The sequence below is a fragment of the Salipaludibacillus keqinensis genome (assembly GCF_003226325.1).
Classification (GTDB): Bacteria; Bacillota; Bacilli; order Bacillales; family Salisediminibacteriaceae; genus Salipaludibacillus; species Salipaludibacillus keqinensis.
The window spans coordinates 1-24034 of the sequence record NZ_PDOD01000003.1 but is presented as its reverse complement, the minus strand read 5'-3'; the positions used below and the strand labels follow the sequence as shown (position 1 = coordinate 24034).

Genomic DNA, 24034 nt, shown 5'->3' with positions numbered 1-24034 from the left:
TGTTACTCCGCATTTTCCATGAGAGAGGATTGCTCTTCAACGATGAGCGCATCGATGATTTCATCGAGCTTCCCTTCAAGAATTTGATCCAACTTCTGAATTGTCAGACCGATTCGGTGGTCGGTGACACGGCTTTGCGGGAAATTATACGTACGAATACGTTCAGAACGATCTCCAGTTCCAACAGCAGACTTTCTGTGTTCATCATATTCTGCTTGGGCTTCCTTTTGGAACTTATCATACACTCTCGCCCGTAAAACTTTCATCGCTTTCTCTTTGTTCTTAATTTGCGATTTTTCATCTTGGCACGATACAACTGTGTTGGTTGGTAAGTGAGTTAGTCGCACAGCGGACATGGTCGTGTTTACACTTTGTCCTCCCGGGCCACTAGACGTAAAAGTGTCTACTCGAATATCTTTATCGTGAATATTTACTTCTACTTCTTCAGCTTCAGCCAAAACAGCTACTGTTGCTGTAGATGTATGAATACGTCCCCCAGATTCAGTCGAAGGAACACGCTGAACACGGTGAGCACCGTTCTCATATTTCATACGAGAATAAGCCCCTTTTCCGTTGATCATAAAGATGACTTCCTTAAAGCCACCAATCCCTGTTTCGTTGGATTCAATGACTTCTGTTTTCCACCCTTGAGCGTCGGCATAACGAGAATACATTCGGTAAAGGTCACCAGCGAACAAAGCAGCCTCATCGCCCCCTGCCGCTCCGCGAACTTCAACAATGACATTCTTGTCGTCATTTGGGTCTTTCGGAAGAAGGAGAAGACGTAACTTCTCTTCTAAATCAGGAATCAGGTCTTCCAATTCTTCCAGTTCCATTTTAACCATTTCGCGCATTTCATCATCTAACCCGTCACTTAGCATCTCTTTAGCATCAGCTAATTGACCTTTTACTTCTTTATACTTTCGATATGTTTCAACGGTGTCTTGTAAATCCGATGATTCTTTAGAATATTCCCTGAGCTTGTTATTATCACTAATAACATCAGGATCCATTAACAATTCGTTCAGTTTTTCATATCGGTCTTCTACAGATTGTAGGCGGTCAAACACATTCTTCACCTCATTTTAATGACTCATTTTAGTCTTTCTATAGTATAGGACCTTAGCGGTTGAAAAGCAATCGGTTATTCTACCGGTCTTTTTCGAGAAGATAAATCAACGGCCTTTCATACCCCGTAAAGTATGCGTTTTTCTCTGTCCTTTTTGTGGAATACTAAACTAATGAGTCAGTTACATATTTTTTTAGAGGAGGAGATATCATGAATGTGGTGATCATAGGCGGAGACGCTGCCGGAATGAGCGCTGCGATGCAAGTGGTTCGCGCACAGCCGGACTGGAAAGTAACCGTATTGGAAAAAGGGGCGATTTACTCCTACGCTCAATGTGGATTACCTTATTACATAGGAGGCATTGTGAAAGAGCGTGATGATTTGATTGCTCGAGCGCGTGAAGTTTTCCAAGAAGAGCACGGAATTGATGCCCGTATCTATCACGAAGTTCAAGATGTGGATGGAGAAAATCAGATAGTAAAAGGAATCGTCACAGATTCCGGAGAGCCGTTCGAAGTAGCTTACGATAAGCTTTTAATTGCCAGTGGCGCTTCTCCTGTATTCCCTTCGTTTGATGGAAGCGAGCTAGAAGGCATCCACGTGTTGAAAACCATTCCCGATGCTGAAAAAATCGTCACAGATATGCAAGAAGACGTCCTGAATGTGACCGTTGTTGGAGGAGGATACATCGGCCTTGAAGTAGCTGAGAACTTCGTAGAACAAGGTAAAAAAGTTCGGATCATCGATTTATCTGAACGTCTCGGAACGGTTTATGACGAAGAAATCAGCGAGTTTATTCAGAAAGAAGCTGAAGCGAAAGGGATCGAGCTCGTCCTTGGCGAATCAGTGAAGTCTTTTGAAGGGGATCAGCGGGTAGAATTGATCCAAACTGATCAAGGAGAGTACCGTGCCGATATGGTCATCGTCGCCATCGGAGTTAAGCCAAACAGCGATTTCGTCAAAAACACTGGGATGCACTTGCACGAAACCGGTGCAATCGTCGTGAACCCTTACATGGAAACGAGTGTAAAAAACATTTACGCTGCAGGGGATTGTGCAACTCAGTACCACCGCTTAAAAGAAAAAAATGATTACATCCCTCTCGGCACTCATGCCAATAAACAAGGACGAGTAGCTGGTTCGAACATAGCCGGAAACACGAAAACATTTAAGGGTATGGTTGGCACATCAATTGTAAAGTTCTTTGATCTAACCATCGGAAAAACAGGATTAGGCGAAAACGAAGCGAAAGAATTGGAGATCGATTACGAAGTCATTGGCTTTGAAACAGCCCCTCATGCATCCTATTATCCTGGTGACAACCCATTATTCATGCGGATGATCAAGCATAAACAAACGGACCAGTTATTAGGCGTGCAAGCCGTTGGGAAAAGTGGTGTCGATAAGCGTATTGATGTAGCAGCAACGGCCCTTTACCACCGCATGACAACTGAAGACATGGAAAACTTGGATATTAGCTACGCACCGCCGTACAACTCTACATGGGATCCCTTGCAACAAGGAGCTAGACGACTTTAGAAGGTAAGAGGTAACAACAGTCAAGAAACCCTCAAACAAGCTGAGGGTTTCTTTTACGTTCTTTCATTTTCAATTAAATAAATTGACAATAACCTCATAGTCGTATCGAGGGTTGGCATCTATTAATTTCTGTTCAATCTCATTCACTAACTGATCTTGTTGCTGCTGGTTTAAATTCTCATCGAACATGACATTCACCCAGGCCCTCCCACCAATTAAAATGACCATACCAGGAGTGACTCCTTGTATATCATAAATGACACTCTCAATCATTTCTTGGTCATCCGCCTCCGTTTGACGAGGGGTATTTAATGATCGGAAACTCTTCCCTGTCACATTAGATTCCGTCGCCGGATCGTAGGGTTCCCCTTGTTTTGCAATCGTTCCATAGCTAGCAGGCCCTGGTCCAAATAAACTTCTCCCCCAGTCTTTTCTCTTCACTTCCGTATGAAACTGAGCTTGCACTTCCCCTTCAACCTCAGGAGGCTTCGGCTGATTGCAGGCCCCTAAGAAAATGCATGTTATTAATAAACAGATTATGATTTGTTTCGTTTTCATCTGATCACCTCTTACAGAATAGGTTTTCCGCCTCAAGGTAATTCCATACAAAAAGACTGAGAATGCTTTTAGTACGAACTTTTTTTGAAGAGAAGTAAGTTTCAGAACTTGTGTTTGCTGTTTAAGGGTGTCGGCTGTTTTTCCCTGACTATTCTCTTATGTCTACCGATAAACTTTCTTTTCGACCTTTTTCAGCTCGCCCCTCTCTATTTTCTACCGATAAGTCTTTTTATCGACCTCTTCTAACTCGCGCCTCTCCGTTTTCTACCGATAAACTCTTTTATCGACCTTTTTTACCTCGATCCTCTCCTTTTTCTACCGATAAATCTTTTTATCGACCTCCTTTAACTCGTGCCCCTCCATTTTCTACCGATAAACTCTTTTATCGACCTTTTTTACCTCGATCCTCTCCTTTTTCTACCGATAAATCTTTTTATCGACCTCCTTTAACTCGTGCCCCTCCATTTTCTACCGATAAGTCAAAACTCTTCTCCCAAACACCCACACCACCAAAAACAAAAAAATCCCCCACTAAATGTGAGGGATGAAGATTATTTGCTGGCAGTGATCGTCTGCTGATCTTTTAAATTGTCTAACGTGGGATGCCCTGGAACTTCATGACAATGACGGCAACGAGGCTCGTACGATTCCGATGCTCCAACGAGAATGATTGGATCGTCATAGGAGGCAGGTTCGCCATCAATGAGGCGTTGAGTTCTACTTGCTGGAGAGCCACATGATAAACAAATGGCTTGGAGTTTACTTACCGTTTCTGCTAAAGCCATGAGCGCTGGCATATAGCCAAAGGGTTCTCCACGGAAATCCTGATCTAATCCGGCGACAATGACGCGGATTCCTTCATCGGCTAAGTTTTGAACAATATCGGTAATTTGACCATCGAAGAATTGAACTTCGTCAATCGCTACGACTTGCGTGTCTTTCTCTAATTGATCGAGAATGTCCGTTGCTTTTTGGATTGGATAGGCATACACTTTCGTACCATTGTGGGACACCACTTCTTTTTCGCTGTAACGGTTGTCCATTTGCGGCTTGAAAACTTGAATCTTCTGGCGCCCAAAACTGGCTCTTCGCACTCGTCGAATCAGTTCTTCGGATTTCCCCGAGAACATACTTCCGCATACGACTTCCAACCAGCCTTCTCTCCTTGTTAAATGCATGTTAAGACTCTCCCGTTCTCTTGTGTTTTCGGTGTATTTCGCGCTTCATTGCTGTGTAATTTATATTCTGTCCACGATAAAATTCGAACTAATGACTTCTCTATTATAGTCGCTGAGGCAGTCACAAAACAATGAATTTTTTCGAATTAAGTCGATTTACATGTTATTTCAAAAAGCTACCCCACAAAAAAAATTGATAGCTTATTATGTAATCTTATGACGAGAATGATCCCCTCTAATCAACGCTTTATAGGGGTGAAAACATCTATTTTAATGGAACATTTCTCTTTTTCAGGCAAAAAAAACAGGCAAGAGCAACCCTTGCCTGTTTTGATGATGTGGTTGTTTGATTACATACCGTATTTCTTCTTGAACTTGTCCACACGTCCACCTGCATCGGCAAACTTTTGCTTACCTGTGTAGAATGGGTGGGAATCCGAACTTACTTCCACGTTGATTAGCGGGTATGTTTCGCCCTCAAACTCAACTGTGTCTTTTGAATAACGAGTAGATCCTGTCAAGAACATGAAACCTGTGCTTGTATCCTTGAAGACCACTTTACGATAATTCGGGTGAATTCCTTCTCTCATGCTTTTCATCTCCTTCCGCCCTGAATCTTTCGAAACAGAGTTACAATTCCAGTCTATTTAGACCTTTTTCACACATGACGAAATTATAACAACAGATTGCTAAGAAAGCAATAGTTAGATTTAAAAGATTCTATAAATCGATCCATTCGGTTGTCTTTTAGATTCCGACTAAAAGACACGCATCTCTAGTCGAAACCCCTTTACGTATTGCGAACACGAGGCTTGCTTGTTTTCTCCTGCTCAAAAGCCTCGAAAAATTCGTCGTTCGTTTTTGTATTCCGAACTTTTTTCAAGAAGCGATCGAGGAAATCGGGCTGGTCGTTCATCGTTTTTCTGAACGCCCATAAGTTTTCGATTTGTTTCTTAGGTAATAGCAATTCTTCGCGGCGCGTACTAGAGCGACGAATATCAATGGCTGGATAAATCCGTCGTTCAGCCAATTTACGGTCGAGGTGAAGTTCCATGTTTCCTGTTCCTTTGAACTCTTCGTAAATCACGTCGTCCATACGAGATCCCGTTTCAACAAGTGCTGTGGCAAGAATCGTTAAACTTCCACCTTCTTCAATGTTTCTTGCTGCACCAAAGAATCGCTTTGGACGGTGGAAACTGGCCGGGTCAATACCACCGGAGAGTGTTCGTCCACTTGGCGGGATGACTAAGTTATAAGCTCTGGCAAGACGAGTAATACTGTCCATCAGAATGACCACGTCTTTCTTCGCTTCAACTAGACGCATCGCCCGATCCAAAACCAGTTCAGCTACTTTAATATGATTTTCCGGAACTTCATCAAACGTTGAGCTGACAACTTCTCCTTTTACGGATCGTTCCATATCAGTCACTTCTTCAGGACGCTCATCAATTAACAGGACCATGAGTTCTACTTCCGGATGATTTTTAGCAATGCTATTAGCTACTTCTTTCAGCAAGAGCGTTTTCCCTGCTTTCGGCGGTGCAACAATGAGACCACGCTGGCCGTACCCTACAGGAGAAATCATATCAAGCACACGTGAGGCGATCATGTTAGGTTGGTACTCTAATGTAAGTTTATGATCCGGATATAAAGGAGTAAGTTGTGGAAAGTGAGGACGTTCTTTGGCCTTTTCAGGATCTTCCCCATTGACTGCAGCCACTTGAAGCAATCCGTAGTAACGTTCATTCTCTTTTGGTTTTCTTACTTTCCCAGAGACGCTGTCTCCGTTTCTCAATTGGAAGCGGCGGATCTGCGATGCAGAGATATAAATATCTTGAGTGCTCGGCTTATAAGTATTCGATCGTAAGAAGCCGAAACCTTCTGAGGTGATAATCTCAAGGATGCCTTCCATGAACATCAAGTCTTCATTTTCTGCCTGCTTTTTGAAAATGGCAAAAATCAATTCTTTTTTCGTTAGCTGGCTGTAATACTGAACTTTGTGTTCTTTCGCCAACTGATATAATTCTTTGAGCTTCATATGCTCCATTTCTTTCAATGTCACGCCCATGCGTTTCATCACACCTTTTCTATATTCGTTTCCTGTTACATGTTTAACCTCAGGGAATACGACTTCATTTTATGGAATTCTATACCTGTTTGAGTTTGAGTCTGGAATGTTGGATGATGTTTAAACCAGAAGCTGATTATGAAGTATCATGAGGTAGGAAGGGATTTTATCGTTGAAAAAGTCTTATATTGAGCCATGCTGGATGGCTTGTACACTCTTCATCTAAGCATATTTCCCCTATTTACACAAGGATAAACTCTCTTTCAATGAAAAGAGCACTGAGGGAATTCACCCTCAGCGTATGATTAAATCAGGTTTTTTCGAAAAAAATGCTTTTCATCAATAAATCGATGCTTTACTTTAAGTCGATCGATTATGAGCTTTTGATCTCTTCTAATTCTTGTGCATTCAATGCTTCACGCCAAATATTTGCGCCAAGCCCTTTTAATTTCTCTTCCAACTTAGCATATCCGCGGTCAATATGGTTCACGCCGGTGATTTCGGTGACACCTTCACTCATTAATCCGGCTACAACCAAAGCAGCTCCTGCTCTTAAGTCGCTGGCTCTCACTTTTGCACCTTGAAGACGTGAACCTCCATTTACAAGAGCCGAGCGCCCTTCAACTTTAATGTTCGCACCCATTCGTCTTAATTCATCAATGTGTTTGAACCTAGCCCCATAAATGGTATCTGTTACCATGCTAGAACCTTCTGCTTTCGTGAGCAAACTCGTAAACGGCTGCTGTAAATCCGTAGCAAAACCAGGGTAGACAAGAGTTTTCACGTCTACTGGACTTAGCTTATCTCGGCTTTCTATGTAGATGGAATCGTCTTTTGCCTCTACATGTACGCCCATTTCCCGTAATTTAGAGCTTAGCGACTCTAAGTGGAGAGGTATCACATTATCGACCGTTACAGCTTTACCCATTGAAGCAGCAATGATCATATAAGTCCCCGCTTCAATTCGGTCTGGAATAATCGAATGGCGACACCCTTCTAACTTGTCTACTCCATCGATTCTAATCACATTTGTCCCCGCACCCTTGATGTTTGCACCCATACTTGTGAGCAAGGTTGCTACATCAATGATTTCCGGTTCTTTCGCTGCATTTTCAATGATTGTTTGCCCTTTAGCCTTTACTGCCGCAAGCATAATGTTAATCGTTGCACCAACACTGACTACGTCCAAGTAAATCCTAGCACCTGTCAGTTGTTCCGCTTGGAGATAAATCGCTCCTTGTTCATTGGTAACTTTCGCTCCCAATGCCTCGAAACCTTTAATGTGCTGATCAATCGGACGCGGTCCAAGGTTACATCCACCCGGCAATCCGATCACCGCTTTATTAAATTTACCCAGCATCGCTCCCATCATATAATAAGAGGCTCGCAGTTGTTTCACCCGGCCATTTGGAAGAGGCATGGAAAACATATTTTCAGGATGAATGACGAGGGTATCGTTATCCAACTCTGTTTTCCCACCTATTTCTTCAAGTAAATATGACAGCGTTTCTACATCAGATATGTCGGGCAGATTATCAATTGTTACTGTTGAATCAGCCATAAGAGCGGCCGGAATAAGCGCCACCGCACTATTTTTTGCTCCACTGATTTGAACGGTTCCCTCTAAAGGATGCCCGCCTTCGACCAATAGTTTGTCCATAAAAAACAGCTTCCCTTCTGTCTTACATTAAGTTATCTTCATTTACTCATTTTCTTAATCTCCATTTTACACGATGTTCATGTCATTTAGACAGTCATTTTCAAAGAAAAATCTTTTGTTTGGAGATAGAAGGAAAGGCACCTTTTAAAAGGTGCCTTTCTTTATCTTATTCTCAGTTTGAGTCCAGCTCAAACCTATTCATTAATTATTAGCTTTATTCCAGTCGGAAAGGAATTTCTCAATCCCAGCATCTGTTAAAGGATGTTGGACAAGCTGACCAATTACCTTTAGGGGAACCGTGGCGATATGGGCACCTCTAAGAGCCGATTCAGTGACGTGTTGCGGGTGACGAATCGATGCAGCAATAATTTCCGTGTCGATATCATGAATGATGAACATTTCTGAGATCGTCGTAATCAAATCCAGTCCATTCTGCCCGATGTCATCCAGTCTTCCGAGGAAAGGAGACACATATGAAGCACCTGCTCTCGCAGCTAGCAAAGCCTGATTTGCCGAGAAAACAAGGGTAACATTGGTTTTTATATTTAGCTCGCTGAACGCCCGAACAGCTTTCAAACCTTCTAATGTCATCGGTACTTTCACGGTAATATTAGGCGCAATCGCGGCCAGTTCTTTCCCCTCTTCAATCATGCCTTCTGCATCTGTGGCAATCACTTCAGCACTGACAGAGCCCGAAACAAAACTGGTAATCTCTCTTAGCCGTTCATGAAAATCAATCCCTTCTTTAGCGACAAGGGATGGATTTGTCGTGACTCCAGCTAAAATCCCTAATGAATGGGCTTCTTTAATTTCATCTATATTTGCCGTATCTATGAAAAATTTCATTCTTTCACCTCTCCAATTAGAGTTAGAATACCATGATAACGCTTACTTAGAAGAATTATTAGTAGCACCAACAAGTGTTGGTGCTACACATTATTTAACTTACGCTTTACCTGAAGAACCGAATTCACGCATTTTACCGATGACTGTTTCTTTAATCGCTTCACGCGCTGGTCCAAGGTATTTACGAGGATCGATCATGTCAGGATTTTCATTTAATACTTCACGAACACGCTTCACAGAAGTGATTTGGTTCTCTGTGTTTACGTTGATCTTAGCTGTACCAAAGGAAATCGCCTTTTTAATATCATGAGTCGGGATTCCAGTTCCACCGTGAAGAACAAGTGGAACGTCTGTTAAGTTTGAAACTTCTTCCATGCGGTCGAAACCAAGGTTTGGTTCGCCTTTATATGGACCGTGAACAGATCCTAATGCAGGAGCAAAGCAATCTACATTCGTTTCACGGATTAACTGGTCACACTCTGCAGGAATTGCATAAGCTGCTTCTGCATCATCAACAATAAGGTCATCTTCTTGACCACCGATACGACCAAGTTCAGCTTCTACAGAAATCCCTAATGAGTGAGCCACGTCAACGACTTTTTTTGTTAAAGCAATATTCTCTTCAAGAGGGTGGTGAGAACCGTCGATCATTACAGATGTGAAACCTGCATACATCGCTTCTACACACTTCTCGAAGCTTGAACCGTGGTCTAAGTGGATCGCCACTGGTACAGTTGTTTCGTATTCTGCCATTAAAGATTCAACCATCGCTACAACAGTGTGGAATCCACCCATGTAACGAGCAGCTCCTTCAGATACACCTAAAATAACTGGAGATTGTTCTTCTTCTGCAGCTTGCAAGATTGCTTGTGTAAACTCAAGGTTGTTCAAGTTAAATTGACCAACTCCATATGAGTTTGCTTTTGCTGTTTCGAGCATTTCTTTCATTGATACTAAAGGCATTCTTAAGTTCCTCCTTTGAATTCCGTGCGGTATTCACCTGACTGTAAAAGATTTATACAGAACAAACATACAAATAATAAGATTAGCAGCGAACCGAGGTTCATCACCATCTTAATCATTTGTACATTTCGGGCGTTCTCAACAAAAATGACCATGAACGATCATTGTCACGGCCAATCCATACAGCCAGACTCACAAAACCATTATAGCATATAGCCTGTATTTTTCACGAAAAGAATATGAATAATTCAAGAACAGACGATATTTATTGTGATATTTATTGTATTGATTGAAAAAAATCTCGAATTTTATTCCTTACTTCATCAATATCAAAGGGCTTCGCGAAGTGCGCAATCGCTCCTAATTTCTTTGCTTCGTTAATCATTTCCAATTCGCCATAAGCCGTCATCATAATCACATTGGTCGTCAATTCTTTCTTTCTGATTTCTCTCAAAATTTCCAGTCCATCCATTCCAGGTATTTTCATATCTAACAACACTAAGTCTGGATTATGCTCTTCTATGATCGACAATGCCTGCACACCGTTGGATGCATCATACGTTTCGTATCCGTCCTTCTCAAAAACTTCTTTAAGCAATACCCGTATCCCAAATTGATCATCTACAATCAATAATTTTTCTTCCACAGCACATCCTCCTTTTAGTCTTGTAATCTTTATCGAAAATTAAAATGACATAATTGTCCATTCTAGTCATTAATAGGTTCGAGATTCCGAAGGCAAATTCCTTCTACCAAATGTAGCAAATATTGGCTATCAAGCGACCTTTATGTAATTAAATACCTTTTTATCATGACTTTAGATACAATTATAGCGGTCTGTTCGATAAAGTACAACTGTTTTCTTGGATTATGTTCTTTTTAAAGAACAATATGTATGAAATATCCCTACTTCTCCCTAGCGTGCTTTTCCTATTGACGCCTGTTAAAATGACGATACTAAGTAAAAATAGAGAGGAACGATAGTCACAATGAAAATATTTGACACACAATTGAAAGCACTAACAGAAAAATTGACGCAATACGATGAAGACATTGAAGATGCAGCAAGAATTCTTGCACAAAGCATCGTTAGTGATGGAAGGATTTACTGGTACGGTGAAAACGAAATGAAAGGAATTGTGACCCAAGCCTGCTTAGGAGAAGATCGCATTGCAGATAGCTTTCTTGCAGATGAATCAACATCTTTTTCAGCGATGGATACCCTTGTCGTGATGTCCCAAGACCTATCTGAAAACATGATTGAAACTTTAACCAACAAGGCGGTTCAAGGTCAATCAACTGTCATTGGTATTCATTCTAACATAGAGGACTCTTCAGTAGTCGATCTGGATTTTTCGTTTACGACAGGTGTGAAGAATGGTCTTGTGCCTATGGAATCAGGGAATCGAATCGGAAGTCCTCACTTGCTGATTGGGCTTCACCTTTACTATAAATTATATTTTGCAGTGATGGAGATGTTGGAAGAACATACGGAACTGGATTAAAGGTTCGTTTCCTCTAAAAAACAAACAAAAAATGCCTCTGAATGAGCTACTAGCGCGGCAGCTCCTTCAGAGGCATCATCTATCTTATTCTTTCGGTTCTCCGGCACTGGCACGGATAAATTCTCTAAACAATGGTTGCGGTCTTGTTGGACGAGAGACGAACTCTGGGTGGAATTGAGATGCCACAAAGAAAGGATGGTCTTCAATTTCGACGATCTCCACAAGGCGCCCATCAGGACTTAAACCTGAGAAGATGAACCCTTTCTCTTCCATTTGCTCGCGGTATTGATTATTGAATTCATAGCGATGACGGTGACGTTCATAAATGACTTGTTCGTCATAAGCTGCATAAGCTTTAGTATTTTCTTGTAGTTTACACGGGTACAAACCAAGTCGTAACGTTCCACCGTAGTCCTCTACATCTTTTTGCTCTGGTAAAAGGTCAATGACTGCGTGACTCGTTTCCGGGTTCAATTCAGCAGAATTCGCATCTTCATAACCAAGAACATTTCTGGCAAATTCGACGGAAGCTAACTGCATACCAAGACAAATTCCTAAAAAGGGAACGTTGTTTTTTCGAGCATACTCAATGGCATCGATTTTTCCTTCAATCCCTCGATCACCAAATCCACCTGGAACTAGAATTCCATCCACAGCTGCTAATTTATCAGCAATATTTTCTTTCGTGATTTCCTCGGAATTCACCCATTCAATTTCCACATCGGCATCAAAAGCGTAACCTGCATGCTTCATCGCTTCTGCCACAGATAAATAGGCGTCTGGAAGGGCCACATATTTTCCTACAAGGGCGATACGAATTTTCTTCGTTAAGTTCGTTACTTTTTCTACTAGACCTAACCATTCGGTCATATCAGCTTCATTGCATGAAAGATTTAAATAATTACAAACGAACTCATCAAATTTCTGCGCTTGTAAATCTAAAGGCACTTGATAAAGAGTATCAGCATCTCTCGCTTCGATGACAGCATGCTTGTCGATGTCACAGAATAACGCAATCTTATCCTTCATTTCTTCGGGAACTGGACGTTCCGTACGAACAACGATGACATTCGGCTGAATACCAAGACTTCTAAGTTCTTTCACACTATGTTGTGTCGGCTTGGATTTCATTTCTCCTGCAGCAGCCAAATACGGGATCAATGTACAGTGTATATACATGACGTTTTCAGCGCCTACATCGCTTTTAATTTGTCGAATCGCCTCTAGGAAAGGCAAGCTCTCAATATCCCCTACAGTTCCACCAATTTCAGTAATAACGACGTCCGGATTGCCTTCATGAGCAGCTCGGAAGACACGATCTTTGATTTCATTTGTGATATGAGGGATTACTTGTACTGTTCCACCTAAGTAGTCACCCCGGCGTTCCTTTTTCAAAACGGAGGAATAAATTTTTCCTGTGGTCACGTTGCTGTACTTACCTAGATTAATATCAATAAAACGCTCATAGTGACCTAAGTCCAAATCGGTTTCTGCTCCATCATCAGTTACAAACACTTCCCCGTGCTGGTAAGGACTCATCGTCCCTGGGTCCACGTTAATGTATGGATCAAACTTCTGAATCGTCACTTTCAATCCTCGGTTTTTTAGAAGGCGCCCTAGTGAAGCGGCCGTAATTCCCTTTCCTAATGACGACACCACTCCGCCTGTGACAAAAATATACTTTGTTGACATAGTCTAATCCCTCGCTTTTTCGTTATTTATTGGTCTTCTTTGGTTATCGGGGTAAAGGGTGTGTTTACTTAGCATTTGACGGTAGAGCCAAACCATTCGTTCCACACAAAACGAAAGGGCTCATCATCCCAATTCAGTTCATAAGAACCACCAAATCTATATAGCTACGCTCCGTGAACACAACCTGCTCACCAGCGACATCAGAGCTATAACTAAAAAAAACAAAAGTCCCCTCTTGTGACTGCATAGAGGGGGCACTTTTGTTTAAAAGAGAATGTTACATTTGTAAAAAAATTCTCTATATCCTTCGTTCTATTTGATCATTCGTTTAGTGAAGCCCAAAAATGATTTTAGCGAGATCGACAGGAAAAGTCAAGTTCGATTTTATTTCGTTTCGTCCTCTTCATCATCTAGATCTCCGTCTACACTATCTGCGTAATCGTCGTCTTCATCAAGATCTTCGAAATCTGTATCTTCTTCATTCGCCAACTCATCCAGTTCATCTTCAAGATCTTCGAACGCATCGTAGTCTTCAGGATCTTCATCGAACCGATCGTCTTCTTCCTCTTTTTCTTTCGCTCTCTTTTTGCGTGCTTTGGTAGCTGCTTGAGAAAGTTCTTCTTCCGTTTGGTCAAACGGGTACCATGAACGGAGTCCCCAGCTATTGTCACCTAAGTTTACGAAACGTCCATCTATAGACATTTCCGTATATAGATGAGAAATTCTACTTGTTAACTGCTCGTCTGGAAGCTTTTTCACATCTCCTACACGCTTTAATAACGCATGGTACTCTGCTGGTTTCTTCTGTTCTTCAAGAAGCTCGTAGGCCACTTCAATCATCGAAATCTCATGTAACTGCTCTTCTGTGTAATCTTTTATACCCATCATTGGCACTTCCTTTCACCATTAATTAACAATTTCGTATTGATAAAAACGATGTTTTGTTTTTTTCATATTGTGTAAGTCATAGTTCGTATTGTGTTAAATCCATACCTTCCATTATAAACACAATTCTACCATTTATGCTAGAGGAAGGTGAAGAATTCATTTCGTTGTGTCGAGTTAGTTGGAATGCCCTGAAAAAACTGGCCACCGAACCCGGTAGCCAGTCTGAGATATCCGTCTATAAATTTCTTCGATATTGCCCGCCTACTTCGTATAATGCTCCAGTGATTTGGCCAAGGCTTGCAACCCTAACTGTGTTCATCAGTTCCTCAAACAAATTCCCTCCAGAAAGGGCCACTTTTTTCAAGCGTTCTAATGCTGCTGTCGCTTCGCCCTCGTGGTCTTGTTGGAATTGTCGAAGATCATCAATTTGCGCCTGTTTTTCTTCACTTGAAGCACGAGCCAGCTCCATATCAAAGTCCTCTTCAGAAGGAGGATTTGGATTCATGTACGTATTTACACCAATAATCGGCAGTTCCCCGCTATGTTTTTTCGTCTCATACAAGAGAGATTCCTCTTGTATTTTCCCTCGTTGGTACTGGGTCTCCATTGCACCTAAAACTCCTCCACGGTCATTCATCCGCTCTAGTTCCAGAAGAACCGCTTCTTCAACCAAATCCGTTAACTCTTCAACAATAAATGAGCCTTGTTGAGGGTTCTCGTTCTTAGCCAGTCCCATTTCCTTCGTAATGATCATTTGAATCGCCATCGCCCGTCGTACACTTTCTTCTGTAGGAGTCGTGACAGCTTCATCATAGGCGTTTGTATGAAGAGAGTTACAATTATCATAGATCGCCAGCAACGCTTGCAGTGTGGTGCGGATATCATTGAAATCTACTTCTTGAGCGTGTAAAGATCGTCCTGATGTTTGGATATGATACTTTAACTTTTGGCTTCGTTCGTTCGCCTGATATTTATTTTTCATTGCTACTGCCCAAATACGACGAGCAACACGTCCAATCACCGTGTATTCAGGATCAAGTCCGTTGCTGAAAAAGAAAGATAAGTTCGGAGCGAAATCGTTAATGTTCATCCCTCGACTTAAATAATACTCCACATAAGTGAACCCGTTCGCTAATGTGAATGCAAGCTGACTGATTGGATTCGCACCCGCTTCTGCAATGTGGTAGCCGCTGATTGAAACCGAGTAGTAATTCCGAACTTTTTGATCAATGAAATACTGTTGAATATCTCCCATCATGCGTAAAGCAAATTCTGTTGAGAAAATACAAGTATTTTGCCCTTGATCTTCTTTTAAAATGTCTGCCTGTACCGTTCCCCGAACGACGGCTAATGTGCTCGAACGAATCGTAGAAGCTTCTTCCTCTGTTGGTTCTCTTCCTTCTTTCTCTCGGAAACGATCCATTTGCTGATCCATCGCCGTGTTCATAAACATGGCAAGGATAATTGGGGCCGGACCGTTGATTGTCATCGATACAGACGTAGACGGATCAACTAAATCGAAACCATCGTAGAGCGTCTTCATATCATCTAATGTACAAATACTCACACCGCTTTCGCCTATTTTTCCATAGATATCTGGTCTGTGGCCTGGATCTTCCCCGTATAGCGTCACAGAGTCAAAGGCCGTGCTAAGCCGCTTCGCATCGTCGCCTTCTGATAAGTAGTGAAACCGCCTATTTGTTCTAGCTGGTCCCCCTTCTCCAGCAAATTGGCGTTTCGGATCTTCCCCTTTTCGTTTAAATGGAAACACCCCTGCTGTATAAGGGAACTCTCCTGGTACATTCTCTTTTCGAATCCAACGAACGATCTCTCCATAATCAGCAAAAGAGGGCAGCGAAACTTTGGGAATATCAAGGCCAGATAACGTGCGAGTCTTTAAATCTGTAACGATTTCCTTATCGCGAATTTTCGTTATAAACTGATTCTCTTTATAGGCTTTTTTCTTATCCTCCCACGTATCTAATGCATGCTTCACATCAGGGAGTAATGCATTCCGGTAATGATCACGCAGTTCTAGAAGTCCCGCCTGATCTACTTCCACGCCCTCGTGCTCCTTTAAGGCATCAAGCGTTCCTTGGATTTGAAACCAGCGTCGGGCCTTTTTCACTTCCGTTAACGTTTGTTGGTGATAGCTTTTTACTGTCTGGGCAATTTCTCTTAAATACTGAATTTGTTCCGGTGGGATTACTGCATTTCGCAGCTGTATTTCATCCATTTTGCCTAGCTCTGTATACCAGTCCGTACCACATTTAACATTCATGATTTGAATCATCTCATAAAAAAGTCGATTCGTTCCCGGATCATTAAATTGGCTAGCCATCGTTCCGAATACAGGCATTTCTTCTGGGTTTTCTTCAAAACGGGTATGACTGCGCTGATAAGCCTTGCGAACTTCCCGCAAGGCATCTTCAGAACCTTTTCGATCAAATTTATTAATAGAAATAAGGTCAGCAAAATCAATCATATCGATTTTTTCCAACTGGGTCGGGGCACCAAATTCACTGGTCATGACGTACATGGATAGGTCAGCTACCTCTGTAATAGCAGCGTCCCCTTGTCCAATTCCACTTGTTTCTACAATAACTAGATCAAAACCAGCTCGTTTCACAACAGGAATTGCTTCCTTAATGGCTTTAGATAATTCTTGACGACTGTCTCTGGTTGCTAAGGAACGCATATACACTCGCGGAGAATGAATCGCATTCATCCGAATCCGGTCGCCTAACAAGGCCCCACCTGTTTTCTTTTTCGTAGGATCCACTGATAAGATGGCCACCTTTTTGTCTGGGAAGGCTAGGAGAAAACGCCGAACCAGTTCATCGGTTAATGAACTTTTCCCTGCTCCACCAGTTCCAGTAATACCTAGGACAGGGGCCTTTGGAAGTTCTCCTTCCATAATCGCTTTCTGAAACACTTCTAGCTCGTCTTTTGTCATCTCTTCATCAAAGGCCTTTTTCTCAGCTACGGTAATGAAACGAGCGACGGAACCACTATCTTTTCTCAGAAAGCCTTCCGTTGAAAGCTCTCGTAAAGAACTTGTGGAAAAATCACAAGCCTTTATCATGTCGTTGATCATTCCTTGAAGTCCTTGTTTTCTTCCGTCTTCTGGAGAGAAGATCCGCTTAATGCCGTATTCGTGCAAGTCTCTAATTTCTGAAGGGATGATGACTCCTCCACCGCCACCGAAAATTTGAATGTGACCGGCATCTCGTTCTTTCAGTTGGTCGAATAAGTATTTGAAATATTCTACATGCCCGCCTTGGTAGGAAGAAATGGCGATGCCTTGCACATCTTCTTGGATCGCTGCTTGGACGATTTCATCCACCGATCGGTTATGGCCTAGATGAATCACTTCAGCTCCAGAGGCTTGGAGCATTCTTCTCATGATATTAATTGACGCATCATGACCGTCAAACAGACTGGATGCAGTCACAAATCTCACTGGATGTGTTGATTGGTACATACTCATACGGTCCCCTCCGTTTCTAGATTCTGTTGAACCTTTGTGATCGTTTTTGTAGCTGACTTGTTTACACTTAAACCGTAAAACAATTGATTAATTTGCCATTTGCAATACGTATCAATCGTGTATTCCTTGTGCAGAGCCCAGCGCCTGAAAGTCCACATATGTCCGGCAACAAGAATGTTATGACAGACCATAGAAAGTTGTCCTTCCTCTATTTGAATCAGTTCCAACTCCTTTGCTTTTATCAATTCCTTTTCGAACATCTCTTTCATTCTCATTTCTTTTTCCAATACATAGGAAAGGGCTTCCTCTGACAATGATTTGGATTCTTGATACATGACAAGAACTTCGTTTTGCAAGTCATCCACAACACGAAAATAAGCTTCGATCACTTGGTACAAACGATCCAGGCCGTGTAAATTTTCATCCATTAACGTTTCCCACTTTTCAACGACTTCATCATATACGGCATCACAAACGAGATAAAGAATGTCTTCTTTTGAACCAATGTATTCATATAATGTTCCGATGCTAAAGCCAGAAGCTTGGGCTACTTCTCGGGTAGTCGCCTTGTGGTAGCCTTTTTGGTTGAAAAGGTGAACAGCCGCTTTGACTATTTGATCCCGCCGCTTCTTGATCAAACGTTCGTCTTTTACTAACGAAGGCACATCTTTCTTTTTCAAACAATCACTCTCCTTTCTCTTCCCTAACCTGTTTCCGCCATTGTTTGTAAATTCTATCTCTTAATTGGTACGGGTCTAGGCCTTGCCCATTCGATTTAGCATCCCCGTGTTCTTGTAGCAGTTCCTTCTGAATAAGCGGAGCTAGTTCATCTTTGATTCTTTCCATAAGCCTTCGTTCAACTTCCGTTTCTTTCTGACTGAGCCTTCGCTCACTTTTTGTTTTTGAAGAAATGAGGTACTGATGATGCTGAGCCAAAGCATCAATCACTTCCTTCAATCCCTCTTTTTCCGTTGAAACCGTGGATATTATAGGCGGTTCCCACTTTCCGGGAACGTGAGTTATATGCAACAAATCTTCCAGTTCCCCTTTTAACTGAGGGACTCCTGGAAGATCCGCTTTATTAATGATGAACAAATCAGCAATTTCCATGATTCCGGCTTTGAATGCTTGAATGACATCTCCACCGGAAGGGTACAAGACGAGAGCAATGGAATCGGCTGTCTTCATAATATCCAGTTCTGATTGGCCGACCCCAACGGTCTCAATGACAATCTTGTCGAACTTCGCTGCTTCCATCAGTCTAACTGTATCCTGACAAGCTTCAGATAAACCGCCAAGACTCCCTCTCGTCCCCATGCTGCGAATAAACACCCCGTCATCGTCTTCATGATCTTTCATGCGAATTCGATCACCAAGAAGGGCGCCACCAGAAAAAGGACTTGTAGGGTCAACAGCTACAACTGCCACCGTCTTCTTGTTACGACGCCAATGCTGGACGAGACCGTTCACAAGAGAGCTTTTCCCCGCTCCTGGTGAACCTGTTACACCAATTATGTGTGAATGCCCAGTATGGGGGTAGATTTCCTCCATTAGTGCTCGATGCTCTTGTTTACGATCTTCCACGATGGAGATCGCTTTCGCTAAAGGGCGGTGATGCCCTTTTAAAAGGGCATCGATGTTTATTTTCCCCATCGGGTCCACATCCTTTCTTACTCTGCTCGGTATATAGACATGGTATGGCAGCCTAATCAGTCACTGTTCGTTAATCTTTCAGCAACATTTTTGCAATAACAAGACGCTGAATTTCATTCGTTCCTTCGTATATTTGAGTGATTTTTGCGTCACGCATGTATCGTTCAACTGGGTAGTCCTTCGTATACCCGTATCCGCCAAATACTTGGACCGCCTCAATTGTTACTTCCATCGCTGAGTCTCCGGCGAAAAGTTTAGACATTGCCGATTCTTTACCATAAGATAGCCCTTCAGATTCTTTCCAGGCAGCCTGATACGTCAGAAGTCTAGAAGCCTCAACTTTCGTCGCCATTTCGGCAATTTTAAAGCCGATTCCTTGTTGAGCTCCAATTGGCTTTCCAAACTGCTTTCGCTCTTTCGCATAATTGACCGATGCATCAAGTGCTCCCTGAGCAATCCCAACTGCTTGCGCTGCAATCCCGTTCCGTCCACCGTCGAGCGTCATCATCGCAATCTTAAATCCATCGCCTTCTTCTCCAAGGCGGTTAGCAGATGGGACTCTGACTCCGTCGAAGATGATTTCAAGAGTTGGGGAGGAGCGAATTCCCAGCTTTTTCTCTTTTTTACCCATCGAGAAGCCTTCCATTCCTTTTTCGACGATAAACGCCGTGCAACCTTTATGCTTCTTATCCGAATCTGTCATAGCAAATACCACGTAAATATCCGCTTCGCCTCCATTTGTTATGAAGATCTTAGAGCCATCAAGGATATAATCATCTCCATCACGCTTGGCGGTTGTTTTCATATTAGCCGCATCGCTTCCTGATCCCGGTTCCGTTAATCCGTAAGCACCCATCTTCTTCCCTTCCGCCATTGGCCGCAAGAACTGTTGCTTTTGCTCCTCTGTACCAAATGTATAAATCGGCCAGCCTGCTAAGGATAGATGGGCCGATAACGTTACGCCCGTTGAAGCACAAACCCTCGACAATTCTTCCACAGCAATCACATAGCTCACATAGTCTGCACCAATTCCACCATATTCTTCTGGCCAAGGAATCCCTGTCAGGCCTAGTTCACCCATTTGATCAAAAATGGCCCGGTCAAATCGTTCTTCTTCATCTCTTTCTGCTGCCGTAGGTTCTACTTCATTCTTAGCAAAATCACGGACCATCTTTCGAATCATTTCCTGTTCGTCGGTTAGTTGAAAATTCATCTTTTATATCCCCCTATTTTTCACTTTGGCTGTTAGCTGCTCTACCATTCTCGTATACTTAATCTCTTAAATAATGGTTTCCGATCACAATATGCTGAATTTCGTTCGTGCCTTCATAAATTTGCGTAACTTTTGCATCTCTGAAAAATCTCTCAACTGGATACTCTTTCGTATAGCCATAGCCACCGAAAACTTGAATGGCTTCCGTCGTAATTTTCATCGCTGCGTCAGATGCGTACATCTTAGCCATAGACGCTTGCTTTCCTGCAGGCAGGCCTCGAGAAACCAAGTCTGCTGCTTGATAAGTTAATAGTTTCGCTGCTTCATACATAGTGGCCATATCAGCAAGTTTAAAGGACATTCCTTGCATCATTCCAATTGGCTTGCCAAATTGCTTTCGTTCCTTTGCATAGGCTACCGCAGCATCTAACGCCCCTTCAGCGATCCCGAGGGATTGGGCGGCAATACCGATTCTCCCAGTATTCAAGTTGGCCATGGCAATCTTAAAGCCTTGGCCTTCTTTTCCTAACAAATTTTCCACCGGCACCTGACAATCTTCAAAAGAAAGGGGCGTCGTATTTGATCCATGAAGGCCCATCTTTTTTTCTTTTGGCATCACATGAAAACCAGGGAAATCTTTCTCAACGATAAACGCACTGACCCCTTTGCTTCCTGCAGAAGGATCTGTCTTCGCGAAAACAATGTACGTATCCGCTTCACCGCCACTGGTAATCCACGCTTTGGAACCATTTAGAATGTAATGATCCCCTTGTTTTTTTGCCGTTGTTTTCATGGCAGCGGCGTCACTACCAGCACCGGGCTCAGAAAGGGCAAAAGCACCTAAATATTCACCAGAAGCGAGTTTTGGAAGATATTTTTTCTTTTGCTCTTCCGTACCAAAATAAAGAATCGGATTGGTGCCTACAGAGGTATGCACGGATAAAATCACTCCAACAGCAGCACTTACTCGAGAAAGCTCTTGAATTGCCAGAATATAAGAAGCATAATCCATTTCTGATCCGCCATATTTTTCTGGGATAGGGATCCCCATCAACCCAAGTTCTCCCATTTCCTTTACGATCTCTCGTGGAAATTCATCCGTTTCTTCCATATGTTCAGCTGCTTTTGCTACTTTTTCTTCAGCAAACTGTCGGACCATCCGCTTCATCATTTGTTGTTCATCTGTCCATGTTAGATTCATCGATGTCACCTCTCACTTAGCTGTAGTTGTAAAAACCTCTGCCTGCTTTCTTCCCTAGCCACCCGGCTTTCACATACTTCCGTAATAGGGGACATGGTCGGTATTTATCGTCACCAAATCCTTCATGAAGCGTTTCCATGATAGAGAGACATGTATCCAGTCCAATAAAGTCTGCTAAGGTTAACGGACCCATCGGATGATTCATGCCTAATTTCATGACCTCGTCCACATCTTCAGGAGAAGCAACGCCTTCAAACACCGTGTAAATCGCTTCATTAATCATCGGCATAAGAATTCTATTCGATACAAACCCAGGAAAATCATTTACCTCCACAGCTGTCTTCTTCAATGACTCTGCCATCTCTTTTACAGTATTGAAAGTCTCATCGGTCGTTGCTAATCCTCGAATAATTTCAACCAACTTCATGACAGGAACAGGATTCATAAAGTGCATGCCGATGACTTGCTCCGGCCGTTTCGTTACGGCTGCAATTTCCGTGATAGGTAGTGAGGATGTATTCGTTGCTAAAATAGCATGATCTGGCGCAAATTGATCTAATTGAACAAACAACTGTTTCTTAATATCCATATTTTCAACAGCAGCTTCTATAATGATATCTGCGTCTTTTGCGTTACTTAACTCGGTAGATGCTTGAACCTGCCTTAAAAACCGGTCCATGTCCGTTTCTGTAATTCGCTCTTTATCTACTTGGCGTTGCAACTGCTTCTTTATTCCATTGAGCCCTTTTTCGACAAACTCTTCTTTTAAATCATGTAAGGTCACATCATAGCCACTCATGGCACACACTTGAGCAATCCCTGACCCCATTTGCCCTGCACCTATGACCATGACTCTTTGAATACTCATCTTTTCCACACACTCCTTCTTGTATTGGCTCCGTTTCGATTCAAACTGGAGGTTTAGCGACTATTTATACTTGGATCATGACCGCGTCACCTTGGCCTCCACCGCTACAGATCGCAGCAATTCCAATGCCACCGCCCCTGCGTTTTAGCTCATAAGCAAGTGTCAAAATAATCCTCGTTCCGCTCGCCCCAATTGGATGACCAAGTGCGACTGCACCACCGTTGACGTTCAATTTATCTGGATCAAGATCCGCAATTTGTCCGCTTGCTAGAGATACGGCTGCGAATGCTTCGTTCACTTCAAATAAGTCAATTTCAGCTAATGACTTTCCTGTTTTTTCTAATAATTTATTGATGACAAGTCCCGGTGTTTTTGGGAAATTCTCTGGTTCAACGGCCAGCTGAGTGTGGGCGAGGATTGTTGCTAACGAATCTAACCCTTTTTCTTTCGCCTTCTCCTCAGACATTAATACGAGAGCTGCCCCCCCGTCATTGACACCCGGAGCATTTCCAGCTGTGATGGTCCCGTCTGAACCAAAAACTGGCTTTAGCTTAGCTAACCGTTCCATAGAGGTATCCTTTCGTGGAGATTCATCATGCTCCACTAAGACTGGATCTCCTTTTCGCTGAGGAACTTCCACTGGGACAATTTCTTCCGCAAATTTCCCCGACTCAATGGCATCTCCTGCTTTTTGGTGGCTTCGATAAGACCATTCGTCTTGCGCCTGACGTGATAAATTATGCTCTTTCGCTACCGTATTACCGTAGTTCCCCATATGAACGCCTGTAAATGTGCACGTCAATCCATCATGGATCATCATGTCATGGAATTTCTGTTCCCCCATTTTAAAGCCAAACCGCGCTCCTTTAACGAAAAATGGCGCTTGACTCATGGATTCCATGCCTCCAGCCACAATCGTATCTTGTTCCTTCGATCGAATAAGAATATCTGCAAGGGTCACACTTCTCATGCCTGAAGCACACACTTTATTGATTGTTTCTGTTTCTGTCTCCCAAGGAATACCAGCTTCATACATAGCTTGTCTGGACGGCAACTGCCCCTGTCCCCCTTGAAGAACTGAGCCCATAATCACATGGCCAACATCTTTCCCTTCTAGTCCTGCTCTCTCCAAGGCCGCTTTGATCGCTTTACCACCCAATTGAGATGCTGAAAAACCAGATAATCCTCCACCTAATTTCCCTACAGGTGTTCTAGCCCCACTGACAATAACCGTTTTACTCATGAATCCATTCCTCCTCAAATTTTAAAGTGATTGATGAACGAACGCTCACTCGGGATTAACACAGAATGATAAAGCGCTTACATTTGATTTCTATTCTTATTGTAAAACATAACGATTCGGATGTCTCGTATTTTTTCAGTGAGACACCCGAACCTCTTAGCAGCTGTTTCACGCCTGATTACTTGCGTTTGTTAGACCGAAACCACTTCTTCTTTTTTTACTATTGATTTTTCTAATATTTCTACAACGTCCATTGTCCTTACATCTTCTTCGACTTCTTTCGCTTTTGTTCCATCGCTTAACATCGTGAGACAGTATGGACAAGCACTGCCGATTACGCTTGAAGAGGTAGCAAGAGCTTGTTCTGTTCTCGCTTCGTTCACGCGGGTGCCTGTGTCTT

The 24034-nt window shown here is 42.6% G+C and carries 21 protein-coding genes; 2 read left to right on the top strand and 19 right to left on the bottom strand.

The genetic code is table 11. The annotated features are described in order from the left end of the window. Positions 1 to 2: 2 nt before the first annotated feature. Positions 3 to 1070, bottom strand: coding sequence for a peptide chain release factor 1 (prfA, locus tag CR194_RS12505; RefSeq protein WP_110610033.1), 1068 nt, complete (start codon positions 1068 to 1070; stop codon positions 3 to 5). A 209-nt stretch (positions 1071 to 1279) separates the two neighbouring features. Here prfA and CR194_RS12500 point away from each other — a divergent pair, with 209 nt between their 5' ends. Next, positions 1280 to 2608 carry a CoA-disulfide reductase gene (locus CR194_RS12500; RefSeq protein WP_110610032.1) on the top strand — a complete coding sequence of 443 codons (1329 nt, stop codon included), beginning with the start codon at positions 1280 to 1282 and terminating at the stop codon, positions 2606 to 2608. A gap of 69 nt (positions 2609 to 2677) precedes the next feature. Here CR194_RS12500 and CR194_RS12495 read toward each other — a convergent pair whose 3' ends face one another. The 8 genes from CR194_RS12495 to CR194_RS12460 all read right to left on the bottom strand — a co-directional run bounded on the left by CR194_RS12495 (position 2678) and on the right by CR194_RS12460 (position 10527). After that, positions 2678 to 3166, bottom strand: a complete 489-nt coding sequence (locus CR194_RS12495) for a hypothetical protein (RefSeq protein ID WP_110610031.1) — start codon at positions 3164 to 3166, stop codon at positions 2678 to 2680. Between the two features lie 551 nt (positions 3167 to 3717). Beyond that, on the bottom strand, positions 3718 to 4344 hold the full coding sequence (locus tag CR194_RS12490) for a thymidine kinase (RefSeq protein ID WP_110610030.1): 627 nt from the start codon (positions 4342 to 4344) through the stop codon (positions 3718 to 3720). Positions 4345 to 4694: 350 nt separating this feature from the next. Then, on the bottom strand, positions 4695 to 4934 hold the full coding sequence (locus CR194_RS12485; protein WP_110610029.1) for a type B 50S ribosomal protein L31: 240 nt from the start codon (positions 4932 to 4934) through the stop codon (positions 4695 to 4697). Between the two features lie 200 nt (positions 4935 to 5134). Further along, complete coding sequence (gene rho, locus CR194_RS12480; protein ID WP_110610028.1) at positions 5135 to 6412, bottom strand: transcription termination factor Rho; 1278 nt, start codon at positions 6410 to 6412, stop codon at positions 5135 to 5137. A gap of 373 nt (positions 6413 to 6785) precedes the next feature. Next, positions 6786 to 8072: a UDP-N-acetylglucosamine 1-carboxyvinyltransferase gene (locus CR194_RS12475; protein ID WP_110610027.1), complete on the bottom strand. Its 1287-nt coding sequence runs from the start codon at positions 8070 to 8072 to the stop codon at positions 6786 to 6788. A gap of 201 nt (positions 8073 to 8273) precedes the next feature. Next, entirely contained in the window at positions 8274 to 8918 is a 645-nt protein-coding gene (fsa, locus tag CR194_RS12470; RefSeq protein WP_110610026.1) for a fructose-6-phosphate aldolase, read from the bottom strand. 99 nt (positions 8919 to 9017) lie between these two features. Continuing rightward, a complete protein-coding gene (fba, locus tag CR194_RS12465; protein WP_110610025.1) occupies positions 9018 to 9881 on the bottom strand; it encodes a class II fructose-1,6-bisphosphate aldolase in 864 nt (287 codons plus the stop codon). 277 nt (positions 9882 to 10158) lie between these two features. After that, positions 10159 to 10527 (bottom strand): response regulator, encoded by a 369-nt coding sequence (locus tag CR194_RS12460; protein WP_110610024.1) that lies wholly within the window; start codon positions 10525 to 10527, stop codon positions 10159 to 10161. A gap of 343 nt (positions 10528 to 10870) precedes the next feature. Here CR194_RS12460 and CR194_RS12455 point away from each other — a divergent pair, with 343 nt between their 5' ends. Beyond that, positions 10871 to 11386, top strand: coding sequence for a DUF2529 family protein (locus tag CR194_RS12455; RefSeq protein WP_110610023.1), 516 nt, complete (start codon positions 10871 to 10873; stop codon positions 11384 to 11386). Positions 11387 to 11470: 84 nt separating this feature from the next. Here CR194_RS12455 and CR194_RS12450 read toward each other — a convergent pair whose 3' ends face one another. From CR194_RS12450 to CR194_RS12405, 10 genes are all read right to left on the bottom strand, one after another. Continuing rightward, positions 11471 to 13078 carry a CTP synthase gene (locus tag CR194_RS12450; RefSeq protein ID WP_110610022.1) on the bottom strand — a complete coding sequence of 536 codons (1608 nt, stop codon included), beginning with the start codon at positions 13076 to 13078 and terminating at the stop codon, positions 11471 to 11473. A 384-nt stretch (positions 13079 to 13462) separates the two neighbouring features. After that, on the bottom strand, positions 13463 to 13963 hold the full coding sequence (gene rpoE, locus CR194_RS12445) for a DNA-directed RNA polymerase subunit delta (RefSeq protein WP_110610021.1): 501 nt from the start codon (positions 13961 to 13963) through the stop codon (positions 13463 to 13465). A 238-nt stretch (positions 13964 to 14201) separates the two neighbouring features. Beyond that, complete coding sequence (gene icmF, locus CR194_RS12440; RefSeq protein WP_110610488.1) at positions 14202 to 17450, bottom strand: fused isobutyryl-CoA mutase/GTPase IcmF; 3249 nt, start codon at positions 17448 to 17450, stop codon at positions 14202 to 14204. Positions 17451 to 17452: 2 nt separating this feature from the next. Further along, complete coding sequence (locus CR194_RS12435) at positions 17453 to 18136, bottom strand: TetR/AcrR family transcriptional regulator (protein WP_110610020.1); 684 nt, start codon at positions 18134 to 18136, stop codon at positions 17453 to 17455. Between the two features lie 4 nt (positions 18137 to 18140). After that, positions 18141 to 19109 (bottom strand): methylmalonyl Co-A mutase-associated GTPase MeaB, encoded by a 969-nt coding sequence (gene meaB / locus CR194_RS12430; protein ID WP_110610019.1) that lies wholly within the window; start codon positions 19107 to 19109, stop codon positions 18141 to 18143. A gap of 70 nt (positions 19110 to 19179) precedes the next feature. Further along, positions 19180 to 20322 (bottom strand): acyl-CoA dehydrogenase, encoded by a 1143-nt coding sequence (locus CR194_RS12425; RefSeq protein ID WP_110610018.1) that lies wholly within the window; start codon positions 20320 to 20322, stop codon positions 19180 to 19182. Between the two features lie 58 nt (positions 20323 to 20380). Continuing rightward, positions 20381 to 21523, bottom strand: a complete 1143-nt coding sequence (locus CR194_RS12420; RefSeq protein WP_110610017.1) for an acyl-CoA dehydrogenase — start codon at positions 21521 to 21523, stop codon at positions 20381 to 20383. A gap of 16 nt (positions 21524 to 21539) precedes the next feature. Continuing rightward, on the bottom strand, positions 21540 to 22391 hold the full coding sequence (locus CR194_RS12415) for a 3-hydroxybutyryl-CoA dehydrogenase (protein WP_110610016.1): 852 nt from the start codon (positions 22389 to 22391) through the stop codon (positions 21540 to 21542). 64 nt (positions 22392 to 22455) lie between these two features. Continuing rightward, positions 22456 to 23634: an acetyl-CoA C-acetyltransferase gene (locus CR194_RS12410; RefSeq protein WP_110610015.1), complete on the bottom strand. Its 1179-nt coding sequence runs from the start codon at positions 23632 to 23634 to the stop codon at positions 22456 to 22458. Positions 23635 to 23825: 191 nt separating this feature from the next. Further along, positions 23826 to 24034, bottom strand: a 209-nt coding sequence (locus CR194_RS12405; RefSeq protein ID WP_146035948.1) for a hypothetical protein, incomplete at its 5' end; no start/stop codon positions are given.

Excerpts from the sequence above, each read along its gene's own strand:
- CR194_RS12500 (WP_110610032.1), top strand. The coding sequence starts at position 1,280 with ATGAATGTGGTGATCATAGGCGGAGACGCTGCCGGAATGAGCGCTGCG.
- CR194_RS12495 (WP_110610031.1), bottom strand. The coding sequence starts at position 3,166 with ATGAAAACGAAACAAATCATAATCTGTTTATTAATAACATGCATTTTC.
- CR194_RS12490 (WP_110610030.1), bottom strand. The coding sequence starts at position 4,344 with ATGCATTTAACAAGGAGAGAAGGCTGGTTGGAAGTCGTATGCGGAAGT.
- CR194_RS12485 (WP_110610029.1), bottom strand. The coding sequence starts at position 4,934 with ATGAGAGAAGGAATTCACCCGAATTATCGTAAAGTGGTCTTCAAGGAT.
- rho (WP_110610028.1), bottom strand. The coding sequence starts at position 6,412 with ATGGGCGTGACATTGAAAGAAATGGAGCATATGAAGCTCAAAGAATTA.
- CR194_RS12475 (WP_110610027.1), bottom strand. The coding sequence starts at position 8,072 with ATGGACAAACTATTGGTCGAAGGCGGGCATCCTTTAGAGGGAACCGTT.
- fsa (WP_110610026.1), bottom strand. The coding sequence starts at position 8,918 with ATGAAATTTTTCATAGATACGGCAAATATAGATGAAATTAAAGAAGCC.
- fba (WP_110610025.1), bottom strand. The coding sequence starts at position 9,881 with ATGCCTTTAGTATCAATGAAAGAAATGCTCGAAACAGCAAAAGCAAAC.
- CR194_RS12455 (WP_110610023.1), top strand. The coding sequence starts at position 10,871 with ATGAAAATATTTGACACACAATTGAAAGCACTAACAGAAAAATTGACG.
- CR194_RS12450 (WP_110610022.1), bottom strand. The coding sequence starts at position 13,078 with ATGTCAACAAAGTATATTTTTGTCACAGGCGGAGTGGTGTCGTCATTA.
- rpoE (WP_110610021.1), bottom strand. The coding sequence starts at position 13,963 with ATGGGTATAAAAGATTACACAGAAGAGCAGTTACATGAGATTTCGATG.
- icmF (WP_110610488.1), bottom strand. The coding sequence starts at position 17,450 with ATGTACCAATCAACACATCCAGTGAGATTTGTGACTGCATCCAGTCTG.
- meaB (WP_110610019.1), bottom strand. The coding sequence starts at position 19,109 with ATGGGGAAAATAAACATCGATGCCCTTTTAAAAGGGCATCACCGCCCT.
- CR194_RS12425 (WP_110610018.1), bottom strand. The coding sequence starts at position 20,322 with ATGAATTTTCAACTAACCGACGAACAGGAAATGATTCGAAAGATGGTC.
- CR194_RS12420 (WP_110610017.1), bottom strand. The coding sequence starts at position 21,523 with ATGAATCTAACATGGACAGATGAACAACAAATGATGAAGCGGATGGTC.
- CR194_RS12415 (WP_110610016.1), bottom strand. The coding sequence starts at position 22,391 with ATGAGTATTCAAAGAGTCATGGTCATAGGTGCAGGGCAAATGGGGTCA.
- CR194_RS12410 (WP_110610015.1), bottom strand. The coding sequence starts at position 23,634 with ATGAGTAAAACGGTTATTGTCAGTGGGGCTAGAACACCTGTAGGGAAA.